Raw genomic sequence first — 23,500 nt, 5'->3', positions numbered from 1 at the left:
CTTTGATTCAAGAATACACAACTTATAATCTAATAAATATCTACATAATCCACAGCAGAGCCATCACAATTGGTTTTTTCTTGTAAACGATAAAAAGGACGACCATTCCACTTTTTAAAAGTATAAGTTCCAGATTTTACACAAGGCTTTCCATCATAAATATAACTTACTTGTGAAGTGATAGTTCCTGTAAATTTGAACTCAATAGCAGAAATAGGCTCAATAGTTCCTTCTATGGTTACATATTCGTTGTCATTTTTGTACTGACTTCCTTTGATATTTAGGTTAAAAGTTCCATCTTCTTGAGAAATAGTAACTTTTCCAGGTTTACATTTTTTGGTTGGACTTGTATCAAGCCACTGAAGAGTTATTTTTCTTTCACCAACATATTTATTCAATAATTGCTGACGACCACCTTGTGCATACAGACTTACAGACAAAATACATAGAACAATAGAGAAAAGTGTTTTTTTCATGGGATTTGAAATTTTAGTATTTTTATCATTCAAAATTATGAGTATTTTCAGAACAGAAAATAACATTTTATAAAAGTAAACTTTTAGTTTATCAATGTACACAACAACTTTATAAAGCAATGGGGTATTACATTTTTTCTTATGGTATAAAAACTGTTGAAATAACAAAAGTATTTGGCTCTAAAGACCAAATGATGTGGGATAAAATAACAAATACAGAAAAATTTAAGCATTATCAATCTTTTTTTTTAGAAGGTTATCAAACGACACCCGAAAAAGCTTTGAAAGATATAATTTTTGGCGAAAAATACGACTACACAGCTTATTTTGCTTATGGATATGCTTTGATATGTATCTGTGATACTTTAGGATACAAATTACCTTATCAGAGAGAAATAAAATCTATGTATGAAACAGAAATGATGAGTAAATATTTATTGTACGATTTTGGCGTAGATATTTTTTGGGAAGATTATTTGCTTCAAAGTTATAATCTCCCTTTCAATATACCTCCCATCAATGATTTTCCTTCAATAGGATTGATGAGTATTGAAAATCAAAAAGAATTACTCCAACAATTGACAATTGTTCAAACTAAAAATTTGGATATGCTCAAAGAAGATCAGGATGAAAAAGATGTTTATGAAAATATTTTGGGAATCATGCATAATTTGTCTTATTGTATCCAAAATAATTTAGAGCTAATATCATTTTGTCATTGAAGAATTATAATATTTTTGTGAAGCCAATAGGGGTAACCCTTTTATCAGTTGTCTTATACCGTAATGATTATACTTGAGCAAATCCAGCAAGGAAATGAATCTGCTTTTGAAGAATTATTCAGAACTTATTATCAAGGTCTGTGCAATTATGGCAATTCTATGCTCAAAGATATGGATGAAGCAGAAGAAGTCGTTCAAAATGTATTTTGTCAGTTTTGGGAAAAACGAGAAAACTTAGATATACAGATTTCTTTGAAGTCTTATTTGTATAAAATGGTTCATAATGCTTGTTTGAATAAAATAAAGCATCAGAAAGTAAAAAATGTATATGAGCAATACAAAGTGAATTTAGGACAAGGGCAAAGCCAGCCAGCTTCTCATTTGGCAATAGAAAACGAACTGGAGGCAAAAATAAGTGAAGCCATCAATGCTTTGCCTGAGCAATGTAGAATCATTTTTTGTTTGAGTAGATATGAAGAACTAAAATATGCAGAAATAGCCAATCAGTTAGATATTTCTGTGAAAACAGTGGAAAACCAGATGGGAAAAGCACTCAAAATATTAAGAGAAAAACTATCTGACTACTTGGTGTTATTGGTTTTACTTGGTTTAAATAATATAATTGTATGATGATTAATGAAGAAATATTAGCCAAGTTTTTTGTAGATGAAGCCTCACAAGAGGAAAAACAAGCTATTGAAAAATGGTTGGAGACAGAAGAAAACAAAGCAATTTATACCCAATTTGAAAAAATCTGGAATGGTGTGGCTGTTGCCAAAAATGAACAAAAAGTAGATGTTGAGGTAGCTTGGAATAAAGTAAAATTAAAAACAATAGATAAAAGTGTATCATTAAAAGAAACGCCTACATTAAAACCTCGAAAAACAACCATGTTTTCTTGGAGGATGGCAGCTAGTATAGCAGGTTTACTCATCGTACCTTTTTTGTTATATTGGTTTTTGTTCAGAAGCCCTGAAGCAATAGCAGATGAAATAGTAAGTTTTTCTACGCAAGAAGCACCCAAAGAGTTTTATTTGCCTGATAGTTCTGTGGTGTGGCTCGATAAAAATAGTAAAATCAGCTACTCCAAATCATTTGCTAGTCGAAATGTCACTTTGGAAGGTGAAGCATTGTTGAAAGTACGCTCAAATCCCAACAAGCCTTTTATAGTACAAGCCCAAGAAATGGAAGTACAAGTTTTAGGGACAATATTTTTTGTTTCAACACCCGAAAAACAAGTAATTGTGCAAGAAGGCAAGGTTTCTGTGAAAACCAATACTGAAAAAATAGTTTTAACACAAAATGAAAAAGTGCTTTTAAAAGGTAAAAACCTTGAAAAATTGGTGAACACAGATAAAAACTTTGCAAGTTTTAGTAATAAAATATTCATTTTTGAGAATGAGGCTTTAAACAAAGTAATAGAAAGGCTGAATCGTATATACGACAAAAAAATAATGCTGAAAAATCCAGTATTGGCAAATTGCAGAATTACTGTAACCTTTAAAGAAGAAACTATTGAAAATATTTCGCAAACTATATCAGAAACTCTTAAATTGGGCGTTCAGATAAATGGCAATGAAATATTTTTGGATGGTGAAACTTGTCAATAAACAAACTTTTTTATTTGTATTTTTCGTATTACTCATTCGTTGTGGATATAGTCAGAATCCACTAGAGGAGCCTATTTCTATCAAAGTCCAAGATGAAAAACTCAGCAATGTTCTTAAAAATATTGCTTTACAGTCTAATATTAGCTTTTCATACAATCCTGCCAACATTGAGGATAAAACCATAGCTTTTCAAAGCAATAAACAACCTTTACGAATAGTTTTAAATCAGATTTTGCCCCAAAACATTAGTTATAAAGTAAAAGGTAAATACCTAATTCTAGAAAAAAAAACTATTCGAGAAATAAAAAAGCCTAAATATTTTACTTTAGCAGGTTATGTCGTTGATAGTCGTTCGGGAAGGCGAATAGAGGGTGTCAGCATTTATGAAAAAACAACTTTTGTTTCTTCTGTAAGTAATCAGTTTGGGTATTATGAAATGCGTTTGCCTACACAACCCACATATTTTACAATTTATATTCAAAAAGATGGTTACCAAAAAGAAGAAATGACCATATCAACACAAAAATTAGGTTTGGTTAATATAGCCCTTACACTCAATTTGGAAGAAAAACCTCTAAAAAATAATATTTCAAATATAGATTTTTTGCCCATTCCTGATACACTCAATATTCAACCCATTCCAGATTCTTTAAATAAGCCATCATATAGTTTACGACATCGTTTATTTAGAACCAAATCAACCATATTTGTAAAAACTTCTCAGTTTTTTACTTCCACTATTCAAGAAATACACTTAAGAAACTTAGACACAACACTTTCTAAAGAATTTCAGGTAAGTTTTCTACCAACCATCAGTACCAATCGATTTTTAGGTGGAAATACTGTAACCAAATATTCTTTCAATGTATTGATAGGCTATAATGAAGGTGTAAAACGATTTGAACTTGGAGGTATCATGAATTTAAATGCTCAAGATGTGGGTTATGTTCAAATTGGAGGAGTTGGTAATGTTGTAGGAGGAGGTGTATATGGTGTTCAGATAGGAGGTATTTTTAATAGGGTAGGCAAAGATGTAAATGGAATACAAATCGGAGGTTTGTTCAATATCGTTTCCAATGATTTAAAAGGCTTTCAAACAGCATCTATTTATAGTTGGACTCGAAAAAATGCTTTTGGAGGACAAGTTAGTGGACTCTTAAACCGAACACGAAATTTAGATGGTGTACAAGTAACAGCTGGATTAAACATTATAGCCAATAATATAAATGGAGCCCAAGTGAGCGGATTTGGAAATATTGTATCTCAAAATATGAAAGGTGTACAAGTTTCTTCTACATTCAATTGGGTAAATAAAAATATAACTGGTGTACAAGTGAGTGGTTTTTTGAATTATGCTAAAAAAATAAAAGAAGGTATCCAGTTTTCAGGCTTTTTGAATATAACGAAAAAAGCTGAAAAGGCTGTTCAATTGGGCATTGTGAATATAGCAACAGATTCAACCAAAGATTTTATTCCCATAGGGCTTTTAAGCTTTGTGAAAAATGGCTACAAAAGGTTGGAAATTAGTATTGACGAACAGAGTAATTATACGACTTCTTTTAAATCTGGTGTATCAGGCTTTTATAATGTTTTGATGATGGGAACAAATGCTCTTTCGAAGTCTGAAAATATTATAGGAGGTTATGGGATAGGAACAAGCATATCAGCTACCAAAAGATTAAATGTAGATTTTCAGACTGTGGGAAGTCAAATTATAAATCTAAATAAAGAAGTATTCTTTCAAAATTTGCAAATTAGATTGTCAGCAAATGCTGAATACCATTTTTTTAAACATTGGTCTGTATTTGGTGGAACAAGTTTGAATATTTGGCTATCACAAGATAAAAATAACTTTTTAGAGTTTTATCCCAAACTACCTACTACACTGCTCAAAGAAAATGCCCAAAATGATGTATATAAAGCTAATTGGATAGGCTTTCAGGGAGGGATAAGATTTGGATGGTAAAAAAATAAAAAAAAATTTAAGTTGTAAATAGGGGTAAGAAAAATCTAGGTTGTCTTAGAGCATTAAGAAACTAAAATGACTTAGAAATATGAAAAATCTAATTTTAAAAACCCTTTTTATAAGCATAGCTTTTTTTACAAATCTTATTGCTCAAGCTCAAGACGAGAACTATCAAACAATCTTTAAAAATAATCAAGGATTACAAATCTCTGGTTTTGGAAATCTTATCAGTGAACTCTCTTTTGCAACATCAAGCCCAAGAATAGGAACATTCTATTCAGTAGGAGCAGAAGGAGCAGTTTTATTCAATCAGAAATTCTATATTGGAGCTTATGGTGTGTCATCAGTAGCTCCTTTAGACATCACAAAATCATCAGCTAACCTTACTACCAACGAACTGATGTTCATCCAAACAGGTTTGAGTATGGGTTATAAACTCCAACCCATGAAGGCAGTTCACATGACCTTCGGTTTGAGAACTGGTTATGGACACTTACAAGAATTTTCTCGTAGTTATAGCCATTGGGATGATTACACTTTTTATGAAAGCTCTACACCTATGTTTGTAGCAACCCCTCATGTAAGCGTAGAAGCTAATTTTTTCCCTTGGATGAAAGCAAGTATTGGCGTAGGTTATCGTCAGGCATTTGGCAAAGATAATAATTTAGGTGTAAATCCTGCAAAAGATTTGAGCCAACCCATTATCCAGACAGGTGTAAGCTTTGGATGGTTCAAACCCAAGAAATACAAGAAAATCACAGAACAACCTTAATCATTTATTATTCAACCAGCATGTTTTTAACTTTTTAACCTTTACCACTATGAAAAAATTTCATTGGATTTCGTTTTGTCTTGTTCTTCTAACATTGGTTTCAGCTTGTCAGCGTAGAGAAGATTATGGTGCTATTCAAGAGGCAGAAATGTCAATTGGTTTACAGAATTTTCAAAAATTAGAAATGGGAGAGGCTTTTGTGATAGAAGTGACACAGGGCTCAGAGTTTAGTATTGTTGCCAAAGGCGATAAAAGAAACTTAGATGATTTAGAATATTGGGTGAGCAACAATACACTCAAAATGAGGTACAAAAACAGTAGAAATAGACAGTACTCAACTCGTCTATATATCACAATGCCTACTTTAAAAGAAACTAATTTTTCGGGAGCAAGTAAATCTAATATCAAAGGATTTATAGAAAACAGCAACTTTATTGTGAACTTGAGTGGTGCATCCACTTGCGATTTGCAAGTTCAAGCTTCAAGTTTTACTTTCTATGTTTCAGGAGCTTCTAAACTCAAAATACAGGAAAGTATCAACACAAATAAAATTGAAGCATACATTTCAGGAGCATCTATATTAAATGCATTTTTAGCAAAAACAGAAATTTGTGATATGGATGTATCAGGAGCCAGCACAGCTGAAATATCTGCAAACCAGACACTCAAAGTAACTGCCAGTGGAGCAAGCCTTGTTCGTTATAAAGGAAGTCCCACTATTGAAAGCCGTCTTTCAGGCGAAAGTTATCTGCAACAAGACTAAACATCACTAAAAAAGCCCATTATTAATGGGCTTTTTTGTTTGGTAAATATCCAATCAGGAAATATTTCTTGCAAACATTATTTTATAGATGTGTTGTAATAACAAACATTTTTTCGTAGAATTAATTTTCTAAAACAAACATCAATATGAATGGTAAATTGATACTTCTATATACTCTTTTCTTATCTTTAATGGGTTGTCATACATTTAAAGAACATAACCAAGAGTCTTTTCCTAATAGGTCGTGGGCATCTGGAAAAGAAATTGTGTTCAAACCTCTAATAAAAGATATTACAAAAAATTGCAAGATTTCTTTAGAACTCAGACATATTTATGGAGTTCAGCTTAAAAATTTAAGTGTGAAAATAAAAACTATTTCTCCATCAGGAAAAGAAGAAAGCAGTAATAAAACTTTCAATATTATGGACGAAGCAGGCAAATACAACAGTAATTGTTCTGGGGATATTTGTGATGTAGAAACTGTAATAAATCAGAGTATAAAATTTACAGAAACTGGAGAATATCAGTTTATCATTACCCACAATATACCCACACAAGCAATAAATGGCATTATAGGTTTAGGACTTATCATAGATGCCGAATAAGTTTTCCACATACAACTGATACATTATTTTTGCACCTTTAAACCTATTCCAAGTATGGCAAACTTTTTGGATAAATGGAAAAAGATGAATGATGACTTATCAACTTCTTTTAAAGATTATCTTATTGAACCCTTAATGAATTTTCCTACTCAAGAAAACACTTTTGTAGCTGAGAAGAAAATTCATAACCATTTTATTGGAGGAATGGCTGTAACAGACCAATATCTGCTGACTACCTCTGAGGATAGTACTTTCAAAATTTGGAAAAGGGAAAGTTTAGAACTTGTAACAGAAATCAGAGATCAAAATGCTCCTGTCAATTATATAGCATTTTCTCCTGATAAACGTTATTTAGCAGCTTGCTCCGATGATTTTGCCATCAGAATCTATGAAACAGCCAAATGGAGTCTCACTAAAACCCTAAGAGGACACAATGATTATGTCAGTAAAGTAGAGTTTACCAATAATGCTGTTGTTTCTATTTCTAAAGATGGTTTGGTAAAAGTTTGGGATTATCTGAAGGGAGATTTGCTTTTTAATTTGGAAGGACATGAAGAATGGGTATATAGTTTGGCTATTAGCCCTCAAAAAGATAAAATACTGACATCAGCTCTCAATAGTAGTCTTAAACTTTGGGATGCTCAAAATGGAACTTTACTAAAAGATTTGATAGAAGGTTCATATCTAGGTTATGTATTGGGTATGACCATTGGTGGCGATAATAGTTCTGGTTTAGGTAATAAACAAAGTCCAAACTCTTCGATTTGGTTGCCAAATGGAAGAGTAGCTACTTTTGCGACAGATGTGGTGGTATGGGATGATACTACATGGCAGGTATTATGGCAAAAAGATGCTTCTCATAATAAAATAAAAAAAGGCTTATACATCGCCAAATACAACATGCTTGTAACAGGCTCAGAAGTGTTACAGGGGTGGAATTTAGACAATGGGGACTTGATTTTTGAAGAAGTAGCTCATGGAGGTACGCCTATTTTTAGTTGTGCTGAGTGGAATAATCAGTATCTCTATACAGGTGATGAAAAAGGTAATCTTAAAGTATGGAATATAGATGCATTGGTGCAAAAAGGTGTAAAAATTCAGCATACATCAGATATTTATGATGCCTATTACCATAAAGAATCTGACACAATATTTTCTTATAGCTACTATTCTATTGTTGCATGGTCTGGATATGGGAAACCTAAAAAGCATTTTCAAGGATTTAAAAGCAATAATACAAAAGTACTGGGTTCTTTACCCAATCAGCCTAATGAGGTGTTTTTAGCTGCTGCTGGTGAGATAAAAATCATAGACCCTTATTTACTTACAGAAAATAAAACCATTTTTTTAGACAATGATTTGGTAAATGTGGATGATATGGTTGCTGTTGATGAAGATCATATTATCACTTATACAATTTCTTATAAACCTCGCTTAATCAATATTCGAACTGGTGAAATAAAAATTTTAGATACTCCTTGTTGCTTTTATAATCATGTAAGAATTTCAGATGAAATCACAATTTTTTCAACTTATTATGGTGAACCTTTAGATACAAAATATCCGAAAGATGGTACAGCTCCAATGCTTGATTGTGGTTTTCAGTTTCAAGCAAAGGCTCATTACGAAACATCCAGCCCTTTGTTTGTTTTCAACAATAAAACACTCAAAATAGAAAGAGAACTTTGGTATTCTCCCAAAAGAGCAGATGATAAAATATATCCCAATAACCCAATTCGTATAGATGAAAACCGAATAGCAGTTACTTGCCTTTCAAATATTTGTACCATTTGGGATCTGAGAACTTATGAGATTACACATCGTATTCAAGTTCCTGATGAATACATAGGTTTTACTGGGGTATTTCAAGGGAAATTATACATTGTAGGTAAAAAAGAGATTTTATACGAATACGATATGCAGAATTTTGAACTCCAACGAGAAAAGCCTTTGGGGGTAAATAAACCTGTTCATCATTTATTCAATGACAAAAAAGGCTGGCTTTCTTACACAGAAGGAACAAAGCTATATATATTGGATGTTGCAAAGTTTGAAACCATTTTTAATGAAGACATGGGCTTGGAGTTCTTTAAGGCAAGAATAGAGGAAAGATTACTGATGGCAGGTACAAAAGATGGTAGGCTGTTTACATTCACTTTGAATAAATGAATATGATATTCAAAAAATTGCCTTTAGGAGTTTATTTTATAGGTATTGTAGCAATCATGTTTTTAATACGAAGCATCTATAAGAAATCAGTGGCAGAAGATATAAGGCTGAAAAAAGCGAAACTACAAATATCTACGACAGAATTTATCAATAAATACCAGAAAGATAGTACTTCTATAAAGTCTCACATTAATCAGTATATAGAATTGGAAGGAGACCTTGTGGATATACAATATAGTCAGGATACTCAATATATTAAATTTACAAGTGGAGAGCAATCAGATACATCCTATAGTGTTAGAATGTATCTGATGAACCCTGAAATTCCTACAAATGCTTGTGACTCTTTAGTGTTGTCATATCATAAAACCTATAAAATGAAGTCATATAAGCCCTATTTTGTATTTTATGCTCATACATACAATGATGATGAACAAATAAAATTTAAGTACTTACCTAAATGTAAACAATACATATCTACAAGAAAAACAACCAATTACTTTTTAGAGAATTTTTGTTTGGAAAAAGTAAAAATAAAGGGGAAATTTGCATCTATTCATAAAGAAAATGATAGTACATATTCTGTAGAAATAACTCCAGCTATGCTGGTTTCACAATCGAAAAATATAAAAAAAGAACAACTATAAAACTTATTATGGTATCACTAGATTTCTTTGAAAAACGTCCTGTAATGGACACAATTGGTTTTTCTATTAAGTTTATCAATCAAAATTTTACTCATTTATTCAAATCAATCATTGTTATTTATCTTCCTTTATATTTTCTTTTAGGAGTTTTGTATTTTATAGATAATGAGTGGTTTACAATTGTAACAGGAGGCTGGTATGCTTGGCTTGCACAAACTATCAGAAGTGAGATATACGAAAATGTTCAATCGGATTTTCCAATTCATTACATTATTATCTCATTGCTTTATCAGGCTGTTTCTGGAGCTTGTATTTCAAGTGCTTTTTACTCTTATTTTATTTTGCATAGTAAAAAAGGCGTAAATTTTGGAATAAAGGAGTTGTTTGCAGAAATGGGAAAAAATATTTGGACTCTTATGAGTCTGAATGCAATTATTACTGTTGTTGTTTTTGTTGCAGTATTCTTTTTTACAAGAATTATCATGTTGAGCTTTCTTGCAGAATCTGAATGGATTACTTACACAATTGGTTTAGCAACTGTTTCTATAATTGTTTATTTTCTGATAAGAATGCTATTCTTGCAAATCCTTGCTGTAGCAGAAGAAACAAATCTGATAGCAGGTGTTGAACGCTCTGTAGAACTAATTAAAAATAATTGGTGGAATGTATTTGGGGCAATAGTTGTAAATGTGGTAGTATTGATATTAATGGCTTTACTTTTCATTGCACTTCCTACATACTTGATATCAGCAAGTAACAACTTTGATAGAGATGTCATAAAGGTCTATCTTCTTTTTGTAACATTTATAGGACTTGTATTTCAGTTTTTTGCAACAATGTTTTGGAAAATAAACTTATTTGCAATTTATGGCTCTCTTTACGAAGGAAAAGAGCATAAAAACTTATATCAAAGTGTCAATAAATTGGGCAAGAAAGAAAAAGAAGAGGATCATGAAGATTTTTAGACAATAAAAAAGCCTTCCCATTTGGGAAGGCTTTCTGATATTTTTTAGAGAATTACTCTCCTACTACTTTAAAAATAATAGAATGTTTTACTTCTCTGTGTAAGTCTAAAGTAGCTTTGTACTCACCAACCATTTTCACATCACCACCAATAGCAATTTTCTTACGGTCTATATCAAAACCTTTAGATTTAAGAGCTTCAGCAATTTGTGTAGTAGTTACAGCACCAAAGATTTTACCACTTTCACCCACTTTCGCAGGAATTTCCAGTACCAAGCCACCAATTCTTTCTGCAATATTCAATGCTTCAGTCTTGATTTTCTCTGCTTTGTGAGCAGCTTGCTTTAAGTTTTCAGCCAAAATTTTACGGTTGCTGTCTGTTGCCATAATAGCAATACCTTTGGGTATTAGGTAATTGCGAGCGTAACCAGGCTTTACTTTTACTACATCATTTTTATAGCCAAGACCAGTAAGGTCTTCTTTCAAAATCACTTCCATACAAATCAAATTTTAAAATTACTTTAAAGAGTCAGTTACGAATGGTAACAAAGCCAAGTGTCTTGCACGCTTGATAGCTGTAGCAACTTTACGTTGGTATTTCAAGCTGTTACCTGTAAGCCTACGAGGTAAAATTTTACCTTGTTCGTTTACGAATTTCAACAAGAAGTCTGCATCTTTGTAATCAATAAATTTGATACCATGCTTCTTGAAACGGCAGTACTTCTTTTTTAATTCCTGCTTGTGTACGGGTTCGTTCATCAATGTCATAGCCTTAGTCCTCCTTTTCTACTGTTTTAGTTTCTTTTTTCTTTCCAATCAAACCTTTTCTGCGTTTCTCGTTGTACTCAGCAGCATACTTATCAAGGTTTGTAGTAAGGTAACGCATGATACGCTCATCACGGCTAAACTCTGTATGCAACGTATTGATTACGTTTACAGGAGCAGTATATTCCAATAACTGATAAAAACCTGAGTTTTTGTGAGCAATTGGATAAGCCAATTTCTTAAGCCCCCAGTTCTCTTCATGGAGAATTTCGGCACCGTTATCGGTGAGGACTTTACGGAATTTTTCTACGGTATCCCTCATCTGTTCATCAGATAAGACGGGAGTTATAATGAATACCGTTTCGTATTGTTTGTTATTCATCGGTTTAATAAATTGATTTTGAGGGTGCAAATCTAAAAAATCTTTTCATGAGATGCAAAAGATTTAGAGAATATTTGTAAATATTATATGATCCAAGTACTTTTTCTTAGTTTTATAAAGTGATTAAACTAAAAAATGAAATGCTACGATTTAATGGGCAAAGAGCCCAAAATACAATAATTTTTACATTTATATTAATGCTCATATTTGTAATAAAATTAGGTATGTTTCATTTCAAATATGATTATCCCATTAATTTAGAATTAGAAAGACTTTTTGAAATAAAAACAAGTTTATCAGAAATAATAGAGTTGCTTAGTACAATGATAACGATTGCTCAAAATGTTGTATTTATGCAATGGTTTAGAAGGGCTTACTATAATCTGCACCAAAAAACAGATGGTTTAGCTTATACAGAGGGTTGGGCAGTAGCAAGCTGGTTTATACCTATTATAAGCCTTTATAGACCATTTATTATCATGAAGGAGCTATATGTTGAAACAGGAAAATTATTAGAAGAAAAATACTTTATTATATTTAAAAAACTAAATATCAATTTACTGTTTTTTTGGTGGTTATTATATATATGTTCTTCAGTTATAGGATGGACATCTATTTATTATGCTTTTAATTTGGAGAATTTAAGTGAATTAGAAGTATATTATGGTTTGACCAAAGTAAATTATATAGCACTCATATTGTTTTCTCTCATAAACTTAAAAGTCATCAGAGATTATAGTAGTATGGAAAATTTGTGGAAAAAATTTGATGATAAGAAACCAACCAATGAACACGATTTAGATGAAAATGAATAAACTATAAACATTTTTTTTATGGATAAAATCAACATCAACGAAAAATTAGCTTTGTTTTCTGATTACTGGAATCCGAGAATTGTGGGCGAACTCAATGGACAGCATGTAAAACTTGTAAAGTTTCAAGGAGAATTTGTGTGGCACAAACATGACCACGAAGACGAAATGTTTTTGGTGTTAAAAGGTAGTTTCCAAATGGAATACAGAGATAAAACCGTAGAAATCCAAGAAAATGAGTTTGTAATTGTTCCCAAAGGTGTAGAACACCGTCCTGTGGCAAAAAATGAAGTTTGTGTAATGCTTTTTGAGCCTGCCACCACCCTCAATACTGGCAATGCAGAAAGCAATTTAACGAAACATAATTTGGAGAAAATTTGATTAAAATTAAAGTTTTTTTAAAAGTAAGGCTAATTTTACTCTCATCATTTTAATAATATTATAGTTTACAATACAATATCCAATTAGAACTAATAGAGAAAATCCATGAATATCAGGTGTGGAGATTTTTAAACTACCAATCTGAATATAAAATGAGTTTGTAGCTACTTCAAATGTTATATGAATAAGAGAAAATGTTGATAACACAAGTATAATGCCTGTTAATAACAAGCCTCTCTCAAATTTCCAGAAATAAATACCAGTATTGATAATTAATAGAGCAAGTGCTAAATAGTATTTTATAGTAATAAAAGAGTCTTCGACAGTTAATAAATCATACCAACAATATGCTATTTGTATACATAAAATAAGAAATGGGGTTAATTTAATGACTTGTTTAACAGTTTTCTCCATAGATTTATATTATGAAATAAGTATTGAAAATTTCTTCACTATCTAAACTCATATCAAAAGCCAAAACACTTTCTATATAATCTTTAGAAGGCAAATAATGATGTTCAAGAATATAATGATATATTAAAGTTGGAGAGGCATATACAAAATCACCATCTTTGGATGGTATGCAAATCTCAGAATGACCTAAAAGTTTTGTGTCTTTTTGAGGAATAGAAAGGTTTTTTGATTTTAAAATATGCCCTGATTTATGTACAAAGAGATAATAGTTTTCTTGACAAATATCACAAATATGTACCCCTCTCATTCTGTTACAATCTTTCAAAAAAATAATCTCTAATAATTTCTTTTTAAAGGCATTATTTGATTCACCTACTGAAAAAGGAAATTCGTGGGAAATCCATCCTATATTCTTTACTTTCTCAAGCTCAACACCAAGATTATAAGAATATTTAGAATAATCCTTGAAATACATTACAATTCCAATTTCAAAAATTTACCAGTATAGCTTTTTTTGTGCTTGGCAATTTCTTCGGGTGTGCCTTCTACCAAGATTTCTCCACCACCTTCACCACCTTCTAAGCCCAAATCAATCACATGGTCGCAGATTTTGATTACATCCATATTATGCTCAATGATTAAAACTGTATTTCCTTTTTCTGCCAGTTTATTCAAGAAAACCAATAATTTTTGAATATCTTGGAAATGCAAACCAGTGGTAGGTTCATCCAAAATATACAAAGTTTTTCCTGTATCTTTTCTCGAAAGTTCTGTGGCTAATTTCACCCTTTGGGCTTCTCCACCTGAAAGAGTCGTAGCTTGTTGCCCGAGTGTAATATACCCCAAACCTACTTCTTGAATAGTTTTAATTTTATTGACAATACGAGGCTGATTTTCAAAGAATTCTACAGCCTGCTCAATTGTCATATCCAATATATCTGAAATAGATTTGCCTTTGAAACGAACTTCTAAAGTTTCTCGATTGTATCGTTTGCCTTTACACGATTGGCAAGGAACATATACATCAGGCAGAAACTCCATTTCAACAGTTTTGATACCTGCTCCTTCACATTCTTCACAACGTCCACCTTTTACATTGAATGAAAAACGTCCAGCCTTATAACCTCTGATTTTGGCTTCAGGAAGTTGAGAAAATAAATCCCGAATATCTGTAAAAACACCCGTATAAGTAGCAGGATTGCTACGAGGCGTTCTGCCAATTGGAGATTGATCAATTTCAATTACTTTATCAATGTTTTTTAAGCCTTCAAGTTCCTGATATGGTAGAGGTTCTTTTTTAGCATTGAAAAAATGTTTATTGAGAATCGGGAAAAGCGTATGATGTATCAATGATGATTTTCCCGAACCTGAAACACCTGTAATGGCAATCATTTTGCCTAAAGGTAGATTGAGGGTTACATTCTTCAAATTATGCCCTGTACAGCCTTTAAGAGTCAAAAATTTACCATTTCCTGCTCTACGTTCTTTAGGGACTTCAATTTTTAACTCTCCATTGAGATATTTGGAGGTAACACTGCCATTTTTTAAAAACTCTTTGGGAGTTCCTTTGCCCACAATTTGCCCACCATGTCTGCCCGCTTCGGGTCCAATATCCAAAATGTAATCAGCTTCAAGCATCATATCTTTGTCATGTTCTACCACAAGTACAGAATTACCTAAATCTCGGAGGCTTTTCAATGCTTCAATAAGTTTCTGATTATCTCTTTGATGCAAGCCAATGCTGGGTTCATCCAAAATATACAAAACACCTGTCAGTTGCGTTCCGATTTGTGTAGCCAATCGGATACGTTGCGACTCTCCACCTGAAAGTGTTTTTACCAAACGATTGAGTGTCAGATACTCTAAGCCTACATCCAATAAAAATTGAATCCGTTTTCTGATTTCTTTCAAAATCTCTTTGGCTATCAGGTTTTGTTTTTCAGAAAGTTTCTTCTCAATATTCTTGAACCACTCATTCAAATCTTTTACACTTTTTAGAGAGAGTTCAGCAATGTTTTTATCTGTAATTTTAAAATACAACGATTCTTTTTTAAGCCTTGCACCATTACACTCAGGGCAAGTTTGGCTTACAATATATTCGGCATAATGCTCTCTGACAGCTTCACTACTTTCTTGTAAGCTCTTTTTGATAAAAGGAATAATACCTTCAAAAACTGTATTCCAGTTTGTACCAGGGTATTTTACGGATGCTACTTCTACTTTTTCTTGGCTTCCGTATAGAATCATATTTTTTACTTCTTCTGGAATTTCGGCAATAGGAGTATTGATAGAAACTTTATGTTTCTTAAGAATACTCTCCAATTTCTTGAAAATCCATATATCTCTATACTCTCCCAAAGGTGCAATCGCTCCTCTGGTAATGCTCAAATTCTTATTTGGAATGATGCTATCCTCTGTAATGCTTTCTACAACTCCCAAACCTTGGCAACTTGGACACCAACCATAAGGTGAATTGAACGAAAACGAGTTAGGAGCAGGCTCATCATAACTAATGCCTGTAGTGGGGCAAGTTAAAAATTTTGAATAAAACTTGACTTCATTAGTTTCATTGACAATAAGCATTGTTCCTTTGCCTTCTTTAAGAGCTTTGTGTACAGATTCAGTCAAACGAAAACGGTCTTTTTCGGTGGGTTGTAATCTGTCTATTACTACCTCTATATCATGAATCTTGTATCGATCTAGTTCTAATTTTGCTTTAATATCCTGAATTTCACCATCAATACGAACTTTGGTGTAGCCTTTTTTTGCTATTTCTACAAACAACTCCTTATAATGCCCTTTTCTACCTTTGATGATAGGGGCAAGAACACTTGTTTTTTGATTTTCAAAGTTTTTAAGAATGTTATCAACAATTTGGTCTTCAGACTGTTGAATCATTTTTTCGCCTGTGTTGTACGAATAGGCTTCACCTGCTCTTGCAAAAAGTAAACGCAAAAAGTCGTAAATTTCTGTTACTGTGCCTACTGTGGAACGTGGATTTCGAGAGGTTGTTTTTTGTTCAATAGAAATAACTGGGCTCAAGCCTTCTATTTTATCTACATCTGGGCGTTCTATATCTCCAATAAACGAACGAGCATAAGCAGAAAAACTTTCCATATAACGGCGTTGCCCTTCTGCATAAATGGTATCAAAAGCCAAAGACGATTTACCACTGCCACTAATTCCTGTAATGACTACAAGTTTTTGACGAGGAATAATAACATCTATATTTTTAAGATTATGTTCTCTTGCTCCGTAAATTTCTATGATTTCTTCCATTGGAGAGGGTGTATATTTAGAAACCGCCAATTTACAATTTTTTCTTGAAAACTGTTTGATGAATTTCTGCTAAAATTTTGTGATATTTGTAAAAATCAAAATTCCTTTATGATTTCAAAGATTTCATTAAAAACTATGAAATACATCTTTTTGTTGGTATTAGGACTTGTTGTCAATACTTCTTTTGCACAAACAGCCAAAGATACCTTACCTAAAATGCTTCTTTTGGATGAGGCTTTACAAGCAGAACTTACTGATGCTTTGGATAATATGTATAATTTTCAGTTTGCTACTGCGGAAAAAGAATTCTTAAAACTTAGAAAACGCTACCCTGAACATCCCTTACCTTATTTTATCATGGGTTTGAGCAACTGGTGGAAAATGATGCCTAATACAGATATTGAAGATTTTGATAAACCCTTTGAGAGAAACATGGATTCGGCTATCAACAAAGCTGAAAAGATGTACAGAATAAACCCTAAAAATGTAGAAGCTTCTTTTTTCCTAGCAGCAGCTTATGGTTTCAAAGGGCGTTTACATTCTGATAGAAGTCAATGGCTTAAGGCAGCTTCAGCAGGTAGAAATGCACTCAAAAACCTACGTAGAGGCAAAGAGGTAAATGATTTAAGTCCTGAATTTTTATTTGGAGATGGTTTATTCAATTATTATTCTGTTTGGATTCCAGAAAACTACCCATTTCTAACACCTATTGTAGCTACTTTTCCCAAAGGAAATAAAGAATTAGGACTCAAACAACTCGATGAAGTAGCCAGAAAAGCTTTTTATACACGTGTAATGGCAAATTATTTCTTGATGTTTATCTATAATGGAGAAGGTAAAACACATTTGGTATTACCCATAGCCAAAAAAATGTATGAAAATTACCCTGAGAATCCATATTTTCATCGAATTTATGCGATTAGTACATTTTTTATGGGAAACCACCCCGAAGCAGAAAAATTAGCACAGGATATTCTAACAAAAATAGAGAAAAAGCAGTTTGGTTATGAGGCAATTAGTGGAAGGTTTGCAAGCTACATTTTAGGGCAAATATACAGTGTAAAAGATCCTGAGATTGCCAAAAAGTATTTTGAAAAGGTTATTTACTTTGCTGAATCCATTGAAGCTTATGATTCAGGTTATTATCATAGTGCGTTAGAATGGCTATATCTCTATCACAAAAAGAAAAATGAGTTAGAACAAGCTCGTCCTTATTTGGAGAAACTCGCCAAATACGCCGAAAAAAAAAATGATAAACGAAAAAATGCAAAAAAAGACTTAAAATCCCTTAAAAAAGAAATCAAGAAACAAAAACGTATAGAAAAAATGTAAGTATATCGTGAGTTATAAGACTAAGATATATAACTCAACATCCATCACATATATTAAAATATGCCTTTTATCGAAGAAATTGCCATAGCGAACCCTAAATATTGTCATAAACAAGAAGATATTTTAAAATTCATGCAATCTGTAGCTCCTGAAAATGAGCATAGAAAGCTAAAAATGATTTATAAAAAGAGTGGAATCCAAACACGCTATTCAGTAATTCCAGATTATGGCTTAGAAGAAAGAACATTTTATCCTTTATCTCAAACTTTAGAGCCTTTTCCTTCTGTTGAAACAAGAATGAAACTTTTTGAAAAAGAAGCTCTTGATTTATGTGTAAATGCTATTGAGAAATTAACTGATTTTTCAAATATAACTCATTTAATAACAGTAACTTGTACAGGACTTTCAGCTCCAGGTTTAGATATAGCTCTCATTAAAAAATTAAAACTGCCTACTGATATTATTCGAACATCAGTTAATTTTATGGGCTGTTATGCTGGTTTTCATGCATTACGCCTTGCAGACACATTTTGTAAAACACAAGAAAATGCCCGTATTTTAATTGTAGATGTTGAATTATGTACAATCCACTTCCAAAAAACATCCACAGAAGATAATTTTATAGCAAATGCATTGTTTGCAGATGGAGCAGCAGCTGTAATAGTCAGTAATAATCCAAAACAAGCATATTTTGAACTCAGAGGTTTTCATACAGAACTTGCTCTGGAGGGTGAACAAAGCATGGCTTGGGAGGTTGCATCAACGGGCTTTCTAATGACGCTCAATAGTTATGTTCCTGATTTTTTAGCCTCTAATATTGAAAATTTAGTAGATAAGTCTTTAAAAAAAAATGATTTGTATATGTCTCAAGTACACCATTGGGCAGTACACCCAGGTGGAAATCGTATATTAGAAAGCATCGAGAAAAAACTCACACTCAAAAAAATACAATTGGAAAGTGCTTATAAAGTACTTTCACAATATGGTAATATGTCATCTGCGACTATATTCTTTGTACTCAAAGAGTTGAAGAATATAGTAAAAAAAAATGAAAATATATTTTCTTGTGGTTTTGGACCAGGGCTTACAATGGAAAGCTTAGTTTTGAAAGGAATATGAACTGATTAAAAATCTTGCATTTATAATATTATCTTTTTGTTAAGGTTGGTTACTATACAAGGTTTTTTCAGATAAAGGTGTGTAGATTTGTAGGCTAAAAAAATAAAATTTATAAAATTTATGAAACATCTCATTAAGATATTCATATTCTTCGTGTCTTTCATAGTGGCTCAGAGCAGTTGGGGACAAAGCATTTTTGATAATCCAATAACAGGTACTAATCCAGGGTTAACAAGTCCTTATACAACTGGACAAAACGTAAATGCTAATATTACAGTTTCTGGAATCAGTAGAGGATCTGGTATAGGAGGAAACGCAGGAAATAATAGGTATAATGCTAATGGTTGGAGTACAGGAGCATTAGATGCAAATGATTACTTTGAATTTACAATTACACCTAATTCGGGTTTTGAAATTGATTTTATAAGTTTTGTCTACACAAGTCAAGTATCAACAGGAACACCCTCACATGCTTTTAGATCAAGTTTGGATGGTTTTTCTTCAAATATTGGAACACCAACTACTACAGGAACAACAATAAGTTTATCAGGAGCAACTTATCAAAATATAACATCTTCTATTACATTTAGATTTTACACTTTTGGAGTTGCAGCAGCAGGTACAACATTCAGTATCAACGACTTCACATTTAATGGTACAGTAACAGCCATTGCTACAGGTCCAGAAATTAACTTACAAGGCAATAGTACAACCATTACAGATGGCGATGCAACACCTTCTACTACAGACCATACAGATTTTGGGAATGTAACAGTGGGAGCTTCTTTTACAAGAACTTTTACCATACAAAATACAGGTTCAAGTACACTCAATTTAACACTTCCCATAAATATTACAGGTACTCATGCTGCTGATTTCTCTGTTACAACAGCCCCAGCAGCCACAGTTGCAAGTGGTGGGAGTACAACATTTGTTGTAACATTTACGCCAAATGCTTTGGCTACTCGTTCTGCTAATATCGAAATTACAAGTGATGATACAGATGAGGCAGTGTATAATTTCGCTATCCAAGGTAATGGTACTAACTCTTTAAATAGTGATGTTGTGGCTGTTGCAAGTTCAGAGGCGACAACCATTTCTTCATTGAACAATGGAACAATAACTACAAGTACAGATGGTGTACAAGTTTGGCAATTGACTATCAGAGATGGTGGAGCAACGTTAAATGACACAGATACCCAGCCTACAATTATTACAGGTTTTACACTTACACAAGAAGTAGCGTCTGGCAATGCTGTTGGAAACTGGCAAAATGCTATCAATTCTATTGCTGTATTTGATGGAGCAACCAATCTTGGTGGTACTGTTACGGTCAATGCAAATAATATTCAATTTACAGGATTAAACATCAATGTAGCTGATAACACTTCAAGAACCATTAGTATCAGATTGACACTTGCTACTGCATTAAATGCTGGAGGCATCAATGATAATGAGGATTTTGTGTTTTCTTTGAGAAGCTCAAATGTTACCACCAATGCATCAGGTTCAGGAATGTCAAGCTTTTCTACATTCAATTCTACCAATGGACAAAATGTAATTAACATAGTAGCCACAGAACTTCGTTTTGTTACTCAACCTTCCAATACCTCTGTAAATGGAACTATGGCTTCTCCTACTGTACAAACAACAGATGTTCATGGCAATAGAGATTTAGATTTTGCAAGTACAATATCTATTACTTCAACAGGAACATTGGATGCTTCTCCAAAAACAGCTACAGCTACAAGTGGTTTGGCTACTTTTACAAATATCATTCATACAGTTGTAGGAACAGGGTTCACTTTAAATGCAACAGCAACAGGGCTAACAGGGGTAATTAGTGGTTTATTTGATATTTTAAACCAAACAACATTTAGACCAGGGGACTTAGTTTTTGTAGGTTTTGATGCCCAAGAATTTGGAGCAGGTTCAGAAGATGGAGTGTATGTGATGAGTATGGTAGAAGTAATTACAGGTACAACTTTTATGTATGTAAACTCTCGTTTTGAGGCAGGGGCTGCTGCTTGTACAAGAACTATGCGTTGGGGAGGGGCTGGTAATGACCCTGACACTAACCCTGGCATTTTACAATTTACACTTTCTACCGGCTCTAACATCACAGCAGGAAGTATTATTAAATTTGTAACAAATGGATTAACTGTTACAGAAGTTTTGGTGAATGGTGTAGATAGAACAAGTGACTTTACTATTGCTAACCCTGGAGGAGTAGGAGCTAATATCTCTAGTGGTGACCCTGACCAAATGTGGTTGGTACAAGGAAATTTCACAGGTTTGGGAACAGCCAATGTACAACTCAACGGAACAGTATTATATGGATTAACAAATGGTGTAGGATGGGTTAATTTCAATACAGCATGCTCAGGAGCAACTACTGGGGGCTCTACAAGACAATCTCGAATACATCCTGATATAGAATGTTTTAGTTTTTCAAGTACTACTCTTAGAGATGCAGCGAACTATAATACAGGGGCAACTCATACAGGAACAAAAAGAGCTTTATTACAATCTATTGCAAATTTATCAAATTGGACACTTACAGGTACTACTGTGCCTGCTGGTCGTGCAACCACTACTTTTACAATCAATGCAAGTAATCCAGAAGGTACGTGGGTTGGAGATGATGCTACAAACCCCAACGATTGGTTTACTTGTGGTAATTGGGAAGGCTTGGCTGTTCCAAATAGAAATACAGATGTAACGATTCTCAATGTCACCAATGCTCCAAGAATAGATGTAGATGGTTATTCAACAGGTTGTGTAGGAAGTTATACCTCTGATAAATATCAAGTGGGTGGAGTAAGGCTTGCAGAAGTAAGAACACTGACCATTAATGGAGAAACTTTAGAATTTGGAAATGGAGGTACTAATAGTGGTTCTACGGCTGATAGATTAGATATTTATGGTAATCTAACTATCTCTAATACAGCAGGAGGAAACTTAGATATGGATGCTGGTACATCTGCTCAAGATGGAATCATTAATCTGCAAGGCAATTGGGCAAATAACTTAGGAACAGCATTATCTTTTGAAGAAGGCAATAGTGCTATTCATTTTGTGGGTGGTTCTGCTCAAATTATAGCTACAGAAGGAGGTACTGATACATTTCATAATATAATTTTTAATAATGGAGCAGGTATTTCTTTAAGTAACACTAACGCTTTGGTAGCAGGTACAGCCACATTTACGAATGGTATTGTTATAGCTAATAATGCTAATACTGCAAGAATAGAGTTTTTGGACAATGCCACAGCCACAGGAGCAAGCAATACCAGCTTTGTCAATGGTTGGGTTCGTAAAGTGGGTAATGATGTCTTTATTTTCCCTGTAGGTGATGAAACATACTATGCTTCTATAGGTATTTCTGCACCAGCTAATACCACAGATCATTTTACAGCTACTTATGATAGAGTTTATCCTACTCCTTACAATATTTCATTGAAAGATGTTTCTTTAGACCACGTGGGCAATTGTGAACACTGGATTTTAAATAGAACAAATGGTAGCTCAAATGTGGAAGTAACTTTGAGTTATGATAATGTACGTAGTTGTGGGGTTACAGCAGGGCAAGAAAGTAATTTGCGTGTAGCTCGTTGGGATGGTGCTATGTGGCAAAATGAAGGAAATACAAATACCACAGCCACTACGATTACAAGTTCAACGGTTACTAATTTTAGCCCTTTCACACTGGCTAGTATTGTACCACAAAACCCTTTACCAGTTGAGTTATTAAATTTTAAAGGCTTTGTAAATAATCAGGGTAATGCTGAATTACAGTGGCAAACAGCTTCTGAAATACAGATGCAAGGCTTTGAAGTAGAGAAATCTATGGATGGTAAAACATTTACTAAAATAGGGTTTGTTAAAGCTAAAGGCAAGAATATTAATAATTATAACTTGATAGATAATCGTTTTACACAAATAGCTTATTATCGTTTACGCATTTTAAATATAGATAATACTTTTAAACATAGTCAAACGGTTAGTTTACAGTCAGATAGATTGAATACTCAACTAATGGTGTACCCTAATCCTGCTACTGAAAACGATATATTGAAATTAGCGTTAGGAAATAGAAGCAATATTCAGACTCTTCATGTATCAGTTTATAGCCAAACGGGTAGTACTATGGGTAGTTTTAAAGGCTCTTTGGAGCAAACGGAAACACATTTTAATACAATATTTAAGGCATTGCCTAAAGGAATGTATATTGTTTATTTACAGGATAATAACAATCAGGTTTATACAACAAAGTTAATAAAACAATAAAATATAGAAGCTCTCTTACTCAAAAGCCTATTT

22 protein-coding genes are annotated in these 23,500 nt (G+C 32.9%); 15 read left to right on the top strand and 7 right to left on the bottom strand.

Annotated features, from left to right (window positions below):
* Window positions 1-29 precede the first annotated feature (29 nt).
* Complete coding sequence (locus AD998_17940; GenBank protein KOY87762.1) at window positions 30-596, bottom strand: hypothetical protein; 567 nt, start codon at window positions 594-596, stop codon at window positions 30-32.
* Between AD998_17940 and AD998_17935 the strand changes: the two genes are divergently transcribed.
* The 10 genes from AD998_17935 to AD998_17890 all read left to right on the top strand — a co-directional run bounded on the left by AD998_17935 (window position 596) and on the right by AD998_17890 (window position 10,695).
* Window positions 596-1,198 (top strand): hypothetical protein, encoded by a 603-nt coding sequence (locus AD998_17935; GenBank protein KOY87761.1) that lies wholly within the window; start codon window positions 596-598, stop codon window positions 1,196-1,198. The genes AD998_17940 and AD998_17935 overlap by 1 nt on opposite strands.
* A 63-nt stretch (window positions 1,199-1,261) precedes the next feature.
* A complete protein-coding gene (locus AD998_17930) occupies window positions 1,262-1,828 on the top strand; it encodes an RNA polymerase subunit sigma-24 (GenBank protein ID KOY87760.1) in 567 nt (188 codons plus the stop codon).
* Window positions 1,825-2,808 (top strand): hypothetical protein, encoded by a 984-nt coding sequence (locus AD998_17925; protein ID KOY87759.1) that lies wholly within the window; start codon window positions 1,825-1,827, stop codon window positions 2,806-2,808. The genes AD998_17930 and AD998_17925 overlap by 4 nt, the downstream gene beginning before the upstream one ends.
* Window positions 2,774-4,774 carry a hypothetical protein gene (locus AD998_17920; protein ID KOY87758.1) on the top strand — a complete coding sequence of 667 codons (2,001 nt, stop codon included), beginning with the start codon at window positions 2,774-2,776 and terminating at the stop codon, window positions 4,772-4,774. Before AD998_17925 ends, AD998_17920 begins: the two co-directional genes overlap by 35 nt.
* 88 nt (window positions 4,775-4,862) lie before the next feature.
* Window positions 4,863-5,546: a hypothetical protein gene (locus AD998_17915; protein ID KOY87757.1), complete on the top strand. Its 684-nt coding sequence runs from the start codon at window positions 4,863-4,865 to the stop codon at window positions 5,544-5,546.
* 49 nt (window positions 5,547-5,595) lie between these two features.
* Window positions 5,596-6,309: a hypothetical protein gene (locus AD998_17910; GenBank protein ID KOY87756.1), complete on the top strand. Its 714-nt coding sequence runs from the start codon at window positions 5,596-5,598 to the stop codon at window positions 6,307-6,309.
* A gap of 146 nt (window positions 6,310-6,455) precedes the next feature.
* The gene (locus tag AD998_17905) at window positions 6,456-6,914 is read left to right on the top strand and encodes a hypothetical protein (GenBank protein ID KOY87755.1); all 459 of its coding nucleotides are present in this window, start codon (window positions 6,456-6,458) and stop codon (window positions 6,912-6,914) included.
* Window positions 6,915-6,968: 54 nt separating this feature from the next.
* Window positions 6,969-9,083 (top strand): hypothetical protein, encoded by a 2,115-nt coding sequence (locus AD998_17900; protein ID KOY87754.1) that lies wholly within the window; start codon window positions 6,969-6,971, stop codon window positions 9,081-9,083.
* Window positions 9,080-9,730 carry a hypothetical protein gene (locus AD998_17895; GenBank protein ID KOY87753.1) on the top strand — a complete coding sequence of 217 codons (651 nt, stop codon included), beginning with the start codon at window positions 9,080-9,082 and terminating at the stop codon, window positions 9,728-9,730. The genes AD998_17900 and AD998_17895 overlap by 4 nt, the downstream gene beginning before the upstream one ends.
* Before the next feature lie 8 nt (window positions 9,731-9,738).
* Window positions 9,739-10,695: a hypothetical protein gene (locus tag AD998_17890; protein ID KOY87752.1), complete on the top strand. Its 957-nt coding sequence runs from the start codon at window positions 9,739-9,741 to the stop codon at window positions 10,693-10,695.
* 52 nt (window positions 10,696-10,747) lie between these two features.
* Here AD998_17890 and AD998_17885 read toward each other — a convergent pair whose 3' ends face one another.
* The 3 genes from AD998_17885 to AD998_17875 are packed head-to-tail and all read right to left on the bottom strand — an operon-like array spanning window position 10,748 to window position 11,840.
* Window positions 10,748-11,191, bottom strand: a complete 444-nt coding sequence (locus AD998_17885; protein ID KOY87751.1) for a 50S ribosomal protein L9 — start codon at window positions 11,189-11,191, stop codon at window positions 10,748-10,750.
* Between the two features lie 18 nt (window positions 11,192-11,209).
* Window positions 11,210-11,461 carry a 30S ribosomal protein S18 gene (locus AD998_17880; GenBank protein ID KOY87750.1) on the bottom strand — a complete coding sequence of 84 codons (252 nt, stop codon included), beginning with the start codon at window positions 11,459-11,461 and terminating at the stop codon, window positions 11,210-11,212.
* Between the two features lie 4 nt (window positions 11,462-11,465).
* Window positions 11,466-11,840: a 30S ribosomal protein S6 gene (locus AD998_17875; GenBank protein KOY87749.1), complete on the bottom strand. Its 375-nt coding sequence runs from the start codon at window positions 11,838-11,840 to the stop codon at window positions 11,466-11,468.
* Window positions 11,841-11,980: 140 nt separating this feature from the next.
* Here AD998_17875 and AD998_17870 point away from each other — a divergent pair, with 140 nt between their 5' ends.
* A complete protein-coding gene (locus AD998_17870; protein ID KOY87748.1) occupies window positions 11,981-12,655 on the top strand; it encodes a hypothetical protein in 675 nt (224 codons plus the stop codon).
* Window positions 12,656-12,673: 18 nt separating this feature from the next.
* Window positions 12,674-13,033 (top strand): mannose-6-phosphate isomerase, encoded by a 360-nt coding sequence (locus tag AD998_17865; GenBank protein ID KOY87747.1) that lies wholly within the window; start codon window positions 12,674-12,676, stop codon window positions 13,031-13,033.
* A 6-nt stretch (window positions 13,034-13,039) separates the two neighbouring features.
* Here AD998_17865 and AD998_17860 read toward each other — a convergent pair whose 3' ends face one another.
* The 3 genes from AD998_17860 to AD998_17850 are packed head-to-tail and all read right to left on the bottom strand — an operon-like array spanning window position 13,040 to window position 16,726.
* A complete protein-coding gene (locus AD998_17860; GenBank protein ID KOY87746.1) occupies window positions 13,040-13,447 on the bottom strand; it encodes a hypothetical protein in 408 nt (135 codons plus the stop codon).
* Between the two features lie 4 nt (window positions 13,448-13,451).
* On the bottom strand, window positions 13,452-13,922 hold the full coding sequence (locus tag AD998_17855; protein KOY87745.1) for a hypothetical protein: 471 nt from the start codon (window positions 13,920-13,922) through the stop codon (window positions 13,452-13,454).
* Window positions 13,922-16,726 carry an excinuclease ABC subunit A gene (locus AD998_17850; protein KOY88274.1) on the bottom strand — a complete coding sequence of 935 codons (2,805 nt, stop codon included), beginning with the start codon at window positions 16,724-16,726 and terminating at the stop codon, window positions 13,922-13,924. The genes AD998_17855 and AD998_17850 overlap by 1 nt, the downstream gene beginning before the upstream one ends.
* A 135-nt stretch (window positions 16,727-16,861) precedes the next feature.
* Between AD998_17850 and AD998_17845 the strand changes: the two genes are divergently transcribed.
* The 3 genes from AD998_17845 to AD998_17835 all read left to right on the top strand — a co-directional run bounded on the left by AD998_17845 (window position 16,862) and on the right by AD998_17835 (window position 23,467).
* Window positions 16,862-18,058, top strand: a complete 1,197-nt coding sequence (locus AD998_17845) for a hypothetical protein (GenBank protein KOY87744.1) — start codon at window positions 16,862-16,864, stop codon at window positions 18,056-18,058.
* 60 nt (window positions 18,059-18,118) lie between these two features.
* On the top strand, window positions 18,119-19,177 hold the full coding sequence (locus tag AD998_17840) for a hypothetical protein (protein KOY87743.1): 1,059 nt from the start codon (window positions 18,119-18,121) through the stop codon (window positions 19,175-19,177).
* Between the two features lie 153 nt (window positions 19,178-19,330).
* Window positions 19,331-23,467 carry a hypothetical protein gene (locus AD998_17835; GenBank protein KOY87742.1) on the top strand — a complete coding sequence of 1,379 codons (4,137 nt, stop codon included), beginning with the start codon at window positions 19,331-19,333 and terminating at the stop codon, window positions 23,465-23,467.
* Window positions 23,468-23,500: the final 33 nt, after the last annotated feature.

Source organism: bacterium 336/3 (assembly GCA_001281695.1).
GTDB lineage: Bacteria > Bacteroidota > Bacteroidia > Cytophagales > Thermonemataceae > Raineya.
The sequence above is the reverse complement of the archived record's forward strand: the minus strand, read 5'-3'. Positions and strand labels throughout refer to the sequence as shown.

What these genes read in the sequence shown, in the direction of transcription:
- AD998_17865 (KOY87747.1), top strand. Translation starts at nt 12,674, where the DNA reads ATGGATAAAATCAACATCAACGAAAAATTAGCTTTGTTTTCTGATTAC.
- AD998_17910 (KOY87756.1), top strand. Translation starts at nt 5,596, where the DNA reads ATGAAAAAATTTCATTGGATTTCGTTTTGTCTTGTTCTTCTAACATTG.
- AD998_17870 (KOY87748.1), top strand. Translation starts at nt 11,981, where the DNA reads ATGCTACGATTTAATGGGCAAAGAGCCCAAAATACAATAATTTTTACA.
- AD998_17880 (KOY87750.1), bottom strand. Translation starts at nt 11,461, where the DNA reads ATGACATTGATGAACGAACCCGTACACAAGCAGGAATTAAAAAAGAAG.
- AD998_17885 (KOY87751.1), bottom strand. Translation starts at nt 11,191, where the DNA reads ATGGAAGTGATTTTGAAAGAAGACCTTACTGGTCTTGGCTATAAAAAT.
- AD998_17860 (KOY87746.1), bottom strand. Translation starts at nt 13,447, where the DNA reads ATGGAGAAAACTGTTAAACAAGTCATTAAATTAACCCCATTTCTTATT.
- AD998_17935 (KOY87761.1), top strand. Translation starts at nt 596, where the DNA reads ATGGGGTATTACATTTTTTCTTATGGTATAAAAACTGTTGAAATAACA.
- AD998_17855 (KOY87745.1), bottom strand. Translation starts at nt 13,922, where the DNA reads ATGTATTTCAAGGATTATTCTAAATATTCTTATAATCTTGGTGTTGAG.
- AD998_17930 (KOY87760.1), top strand. Translation starts at nt 1,262, where the DNA reads ATGATTATACTTGAGCAAATCCAGCAAGGAAATGAATCTGCTTTTGAA.
- AD998_17840 (KOY87743.1), top strand. Translation starts at nt 18,119, where the DNA reads ATGCCTTTTATCGAAGAAATTGCCATAGCGAACCCTAAATATTGTCAT.
- AD998_17875 (KOY87749.1), bottom strand. Translation starts at nt 11,840, where the DNA reads ATGAATAACAAACAATACGAAACGGTATTCATTATAACTCCCGTCTTA.
- AD998_17890 (KOY87752.1), top strand. Translation starts at nt 9,739, where the DNA reads ATGGTATCACTAGATTTCTTTGAAAAACGTCCTGTAATGGACACAATT.
- AD998_17905 (KOY87755.1), top strand. Translation starts at nt 6,456, where the DNA reads ATGAATGGTAAATTGATACTTCTATATACTCTTTTCTTATCTTTAATG.
- AD998_17845 (KOY87744.1), top strand. Translation starts at nt 16,862, where the DNA reads ATGAAATACATCTTTTTGTTGGTATTAGGACTTGTTGTCAATACTTCT.
- AD998_17900 (KOY87754.1), top strand. Translation starts at nt 6,969, where the DNA reads ATGGCAAACTTTTTGGATAAATGGAAAAAGATGAATGATGACTTATCA.
- AD998_17850 (KOY88274.1), bottom strand. Translation starts at nt 16,726, where the DNA reads ATGGAAGAAATCATAGAAATTTACGGAGCAAGAGAACATAATCTTAAA.
- AD998_17920 (KOY87758.1), top strand. Translation starts at nt 2,774, where the DNA reads ATGAAATATTTTTGGATGGTGAAACTTGTCAATAAACAAACTTTTTTA.
- AD998_17925 (KOY87759.1), top strand. Translation starts at nt 1,825, where the DNA reads ATGATGATTAATGAAGAAATATTAGCCAAGTTTTTTGTAGATGAAGCC.
- AD998_17915 (KOY87757.1), top strand. Translation starts at nt 4,863, where the DNA reads ATGAAAAATCTAATTTTAAAAACCCTTTTTATAAGCATAGCTTTTTTT.
- AD998_17895 (KOY87753.1), top strand. Translation starts at nt 9,080, where the DNA reads ATGAATATGATATTCAAAAAATTGCCTTTAGGAGTTTATTTTATAGGT.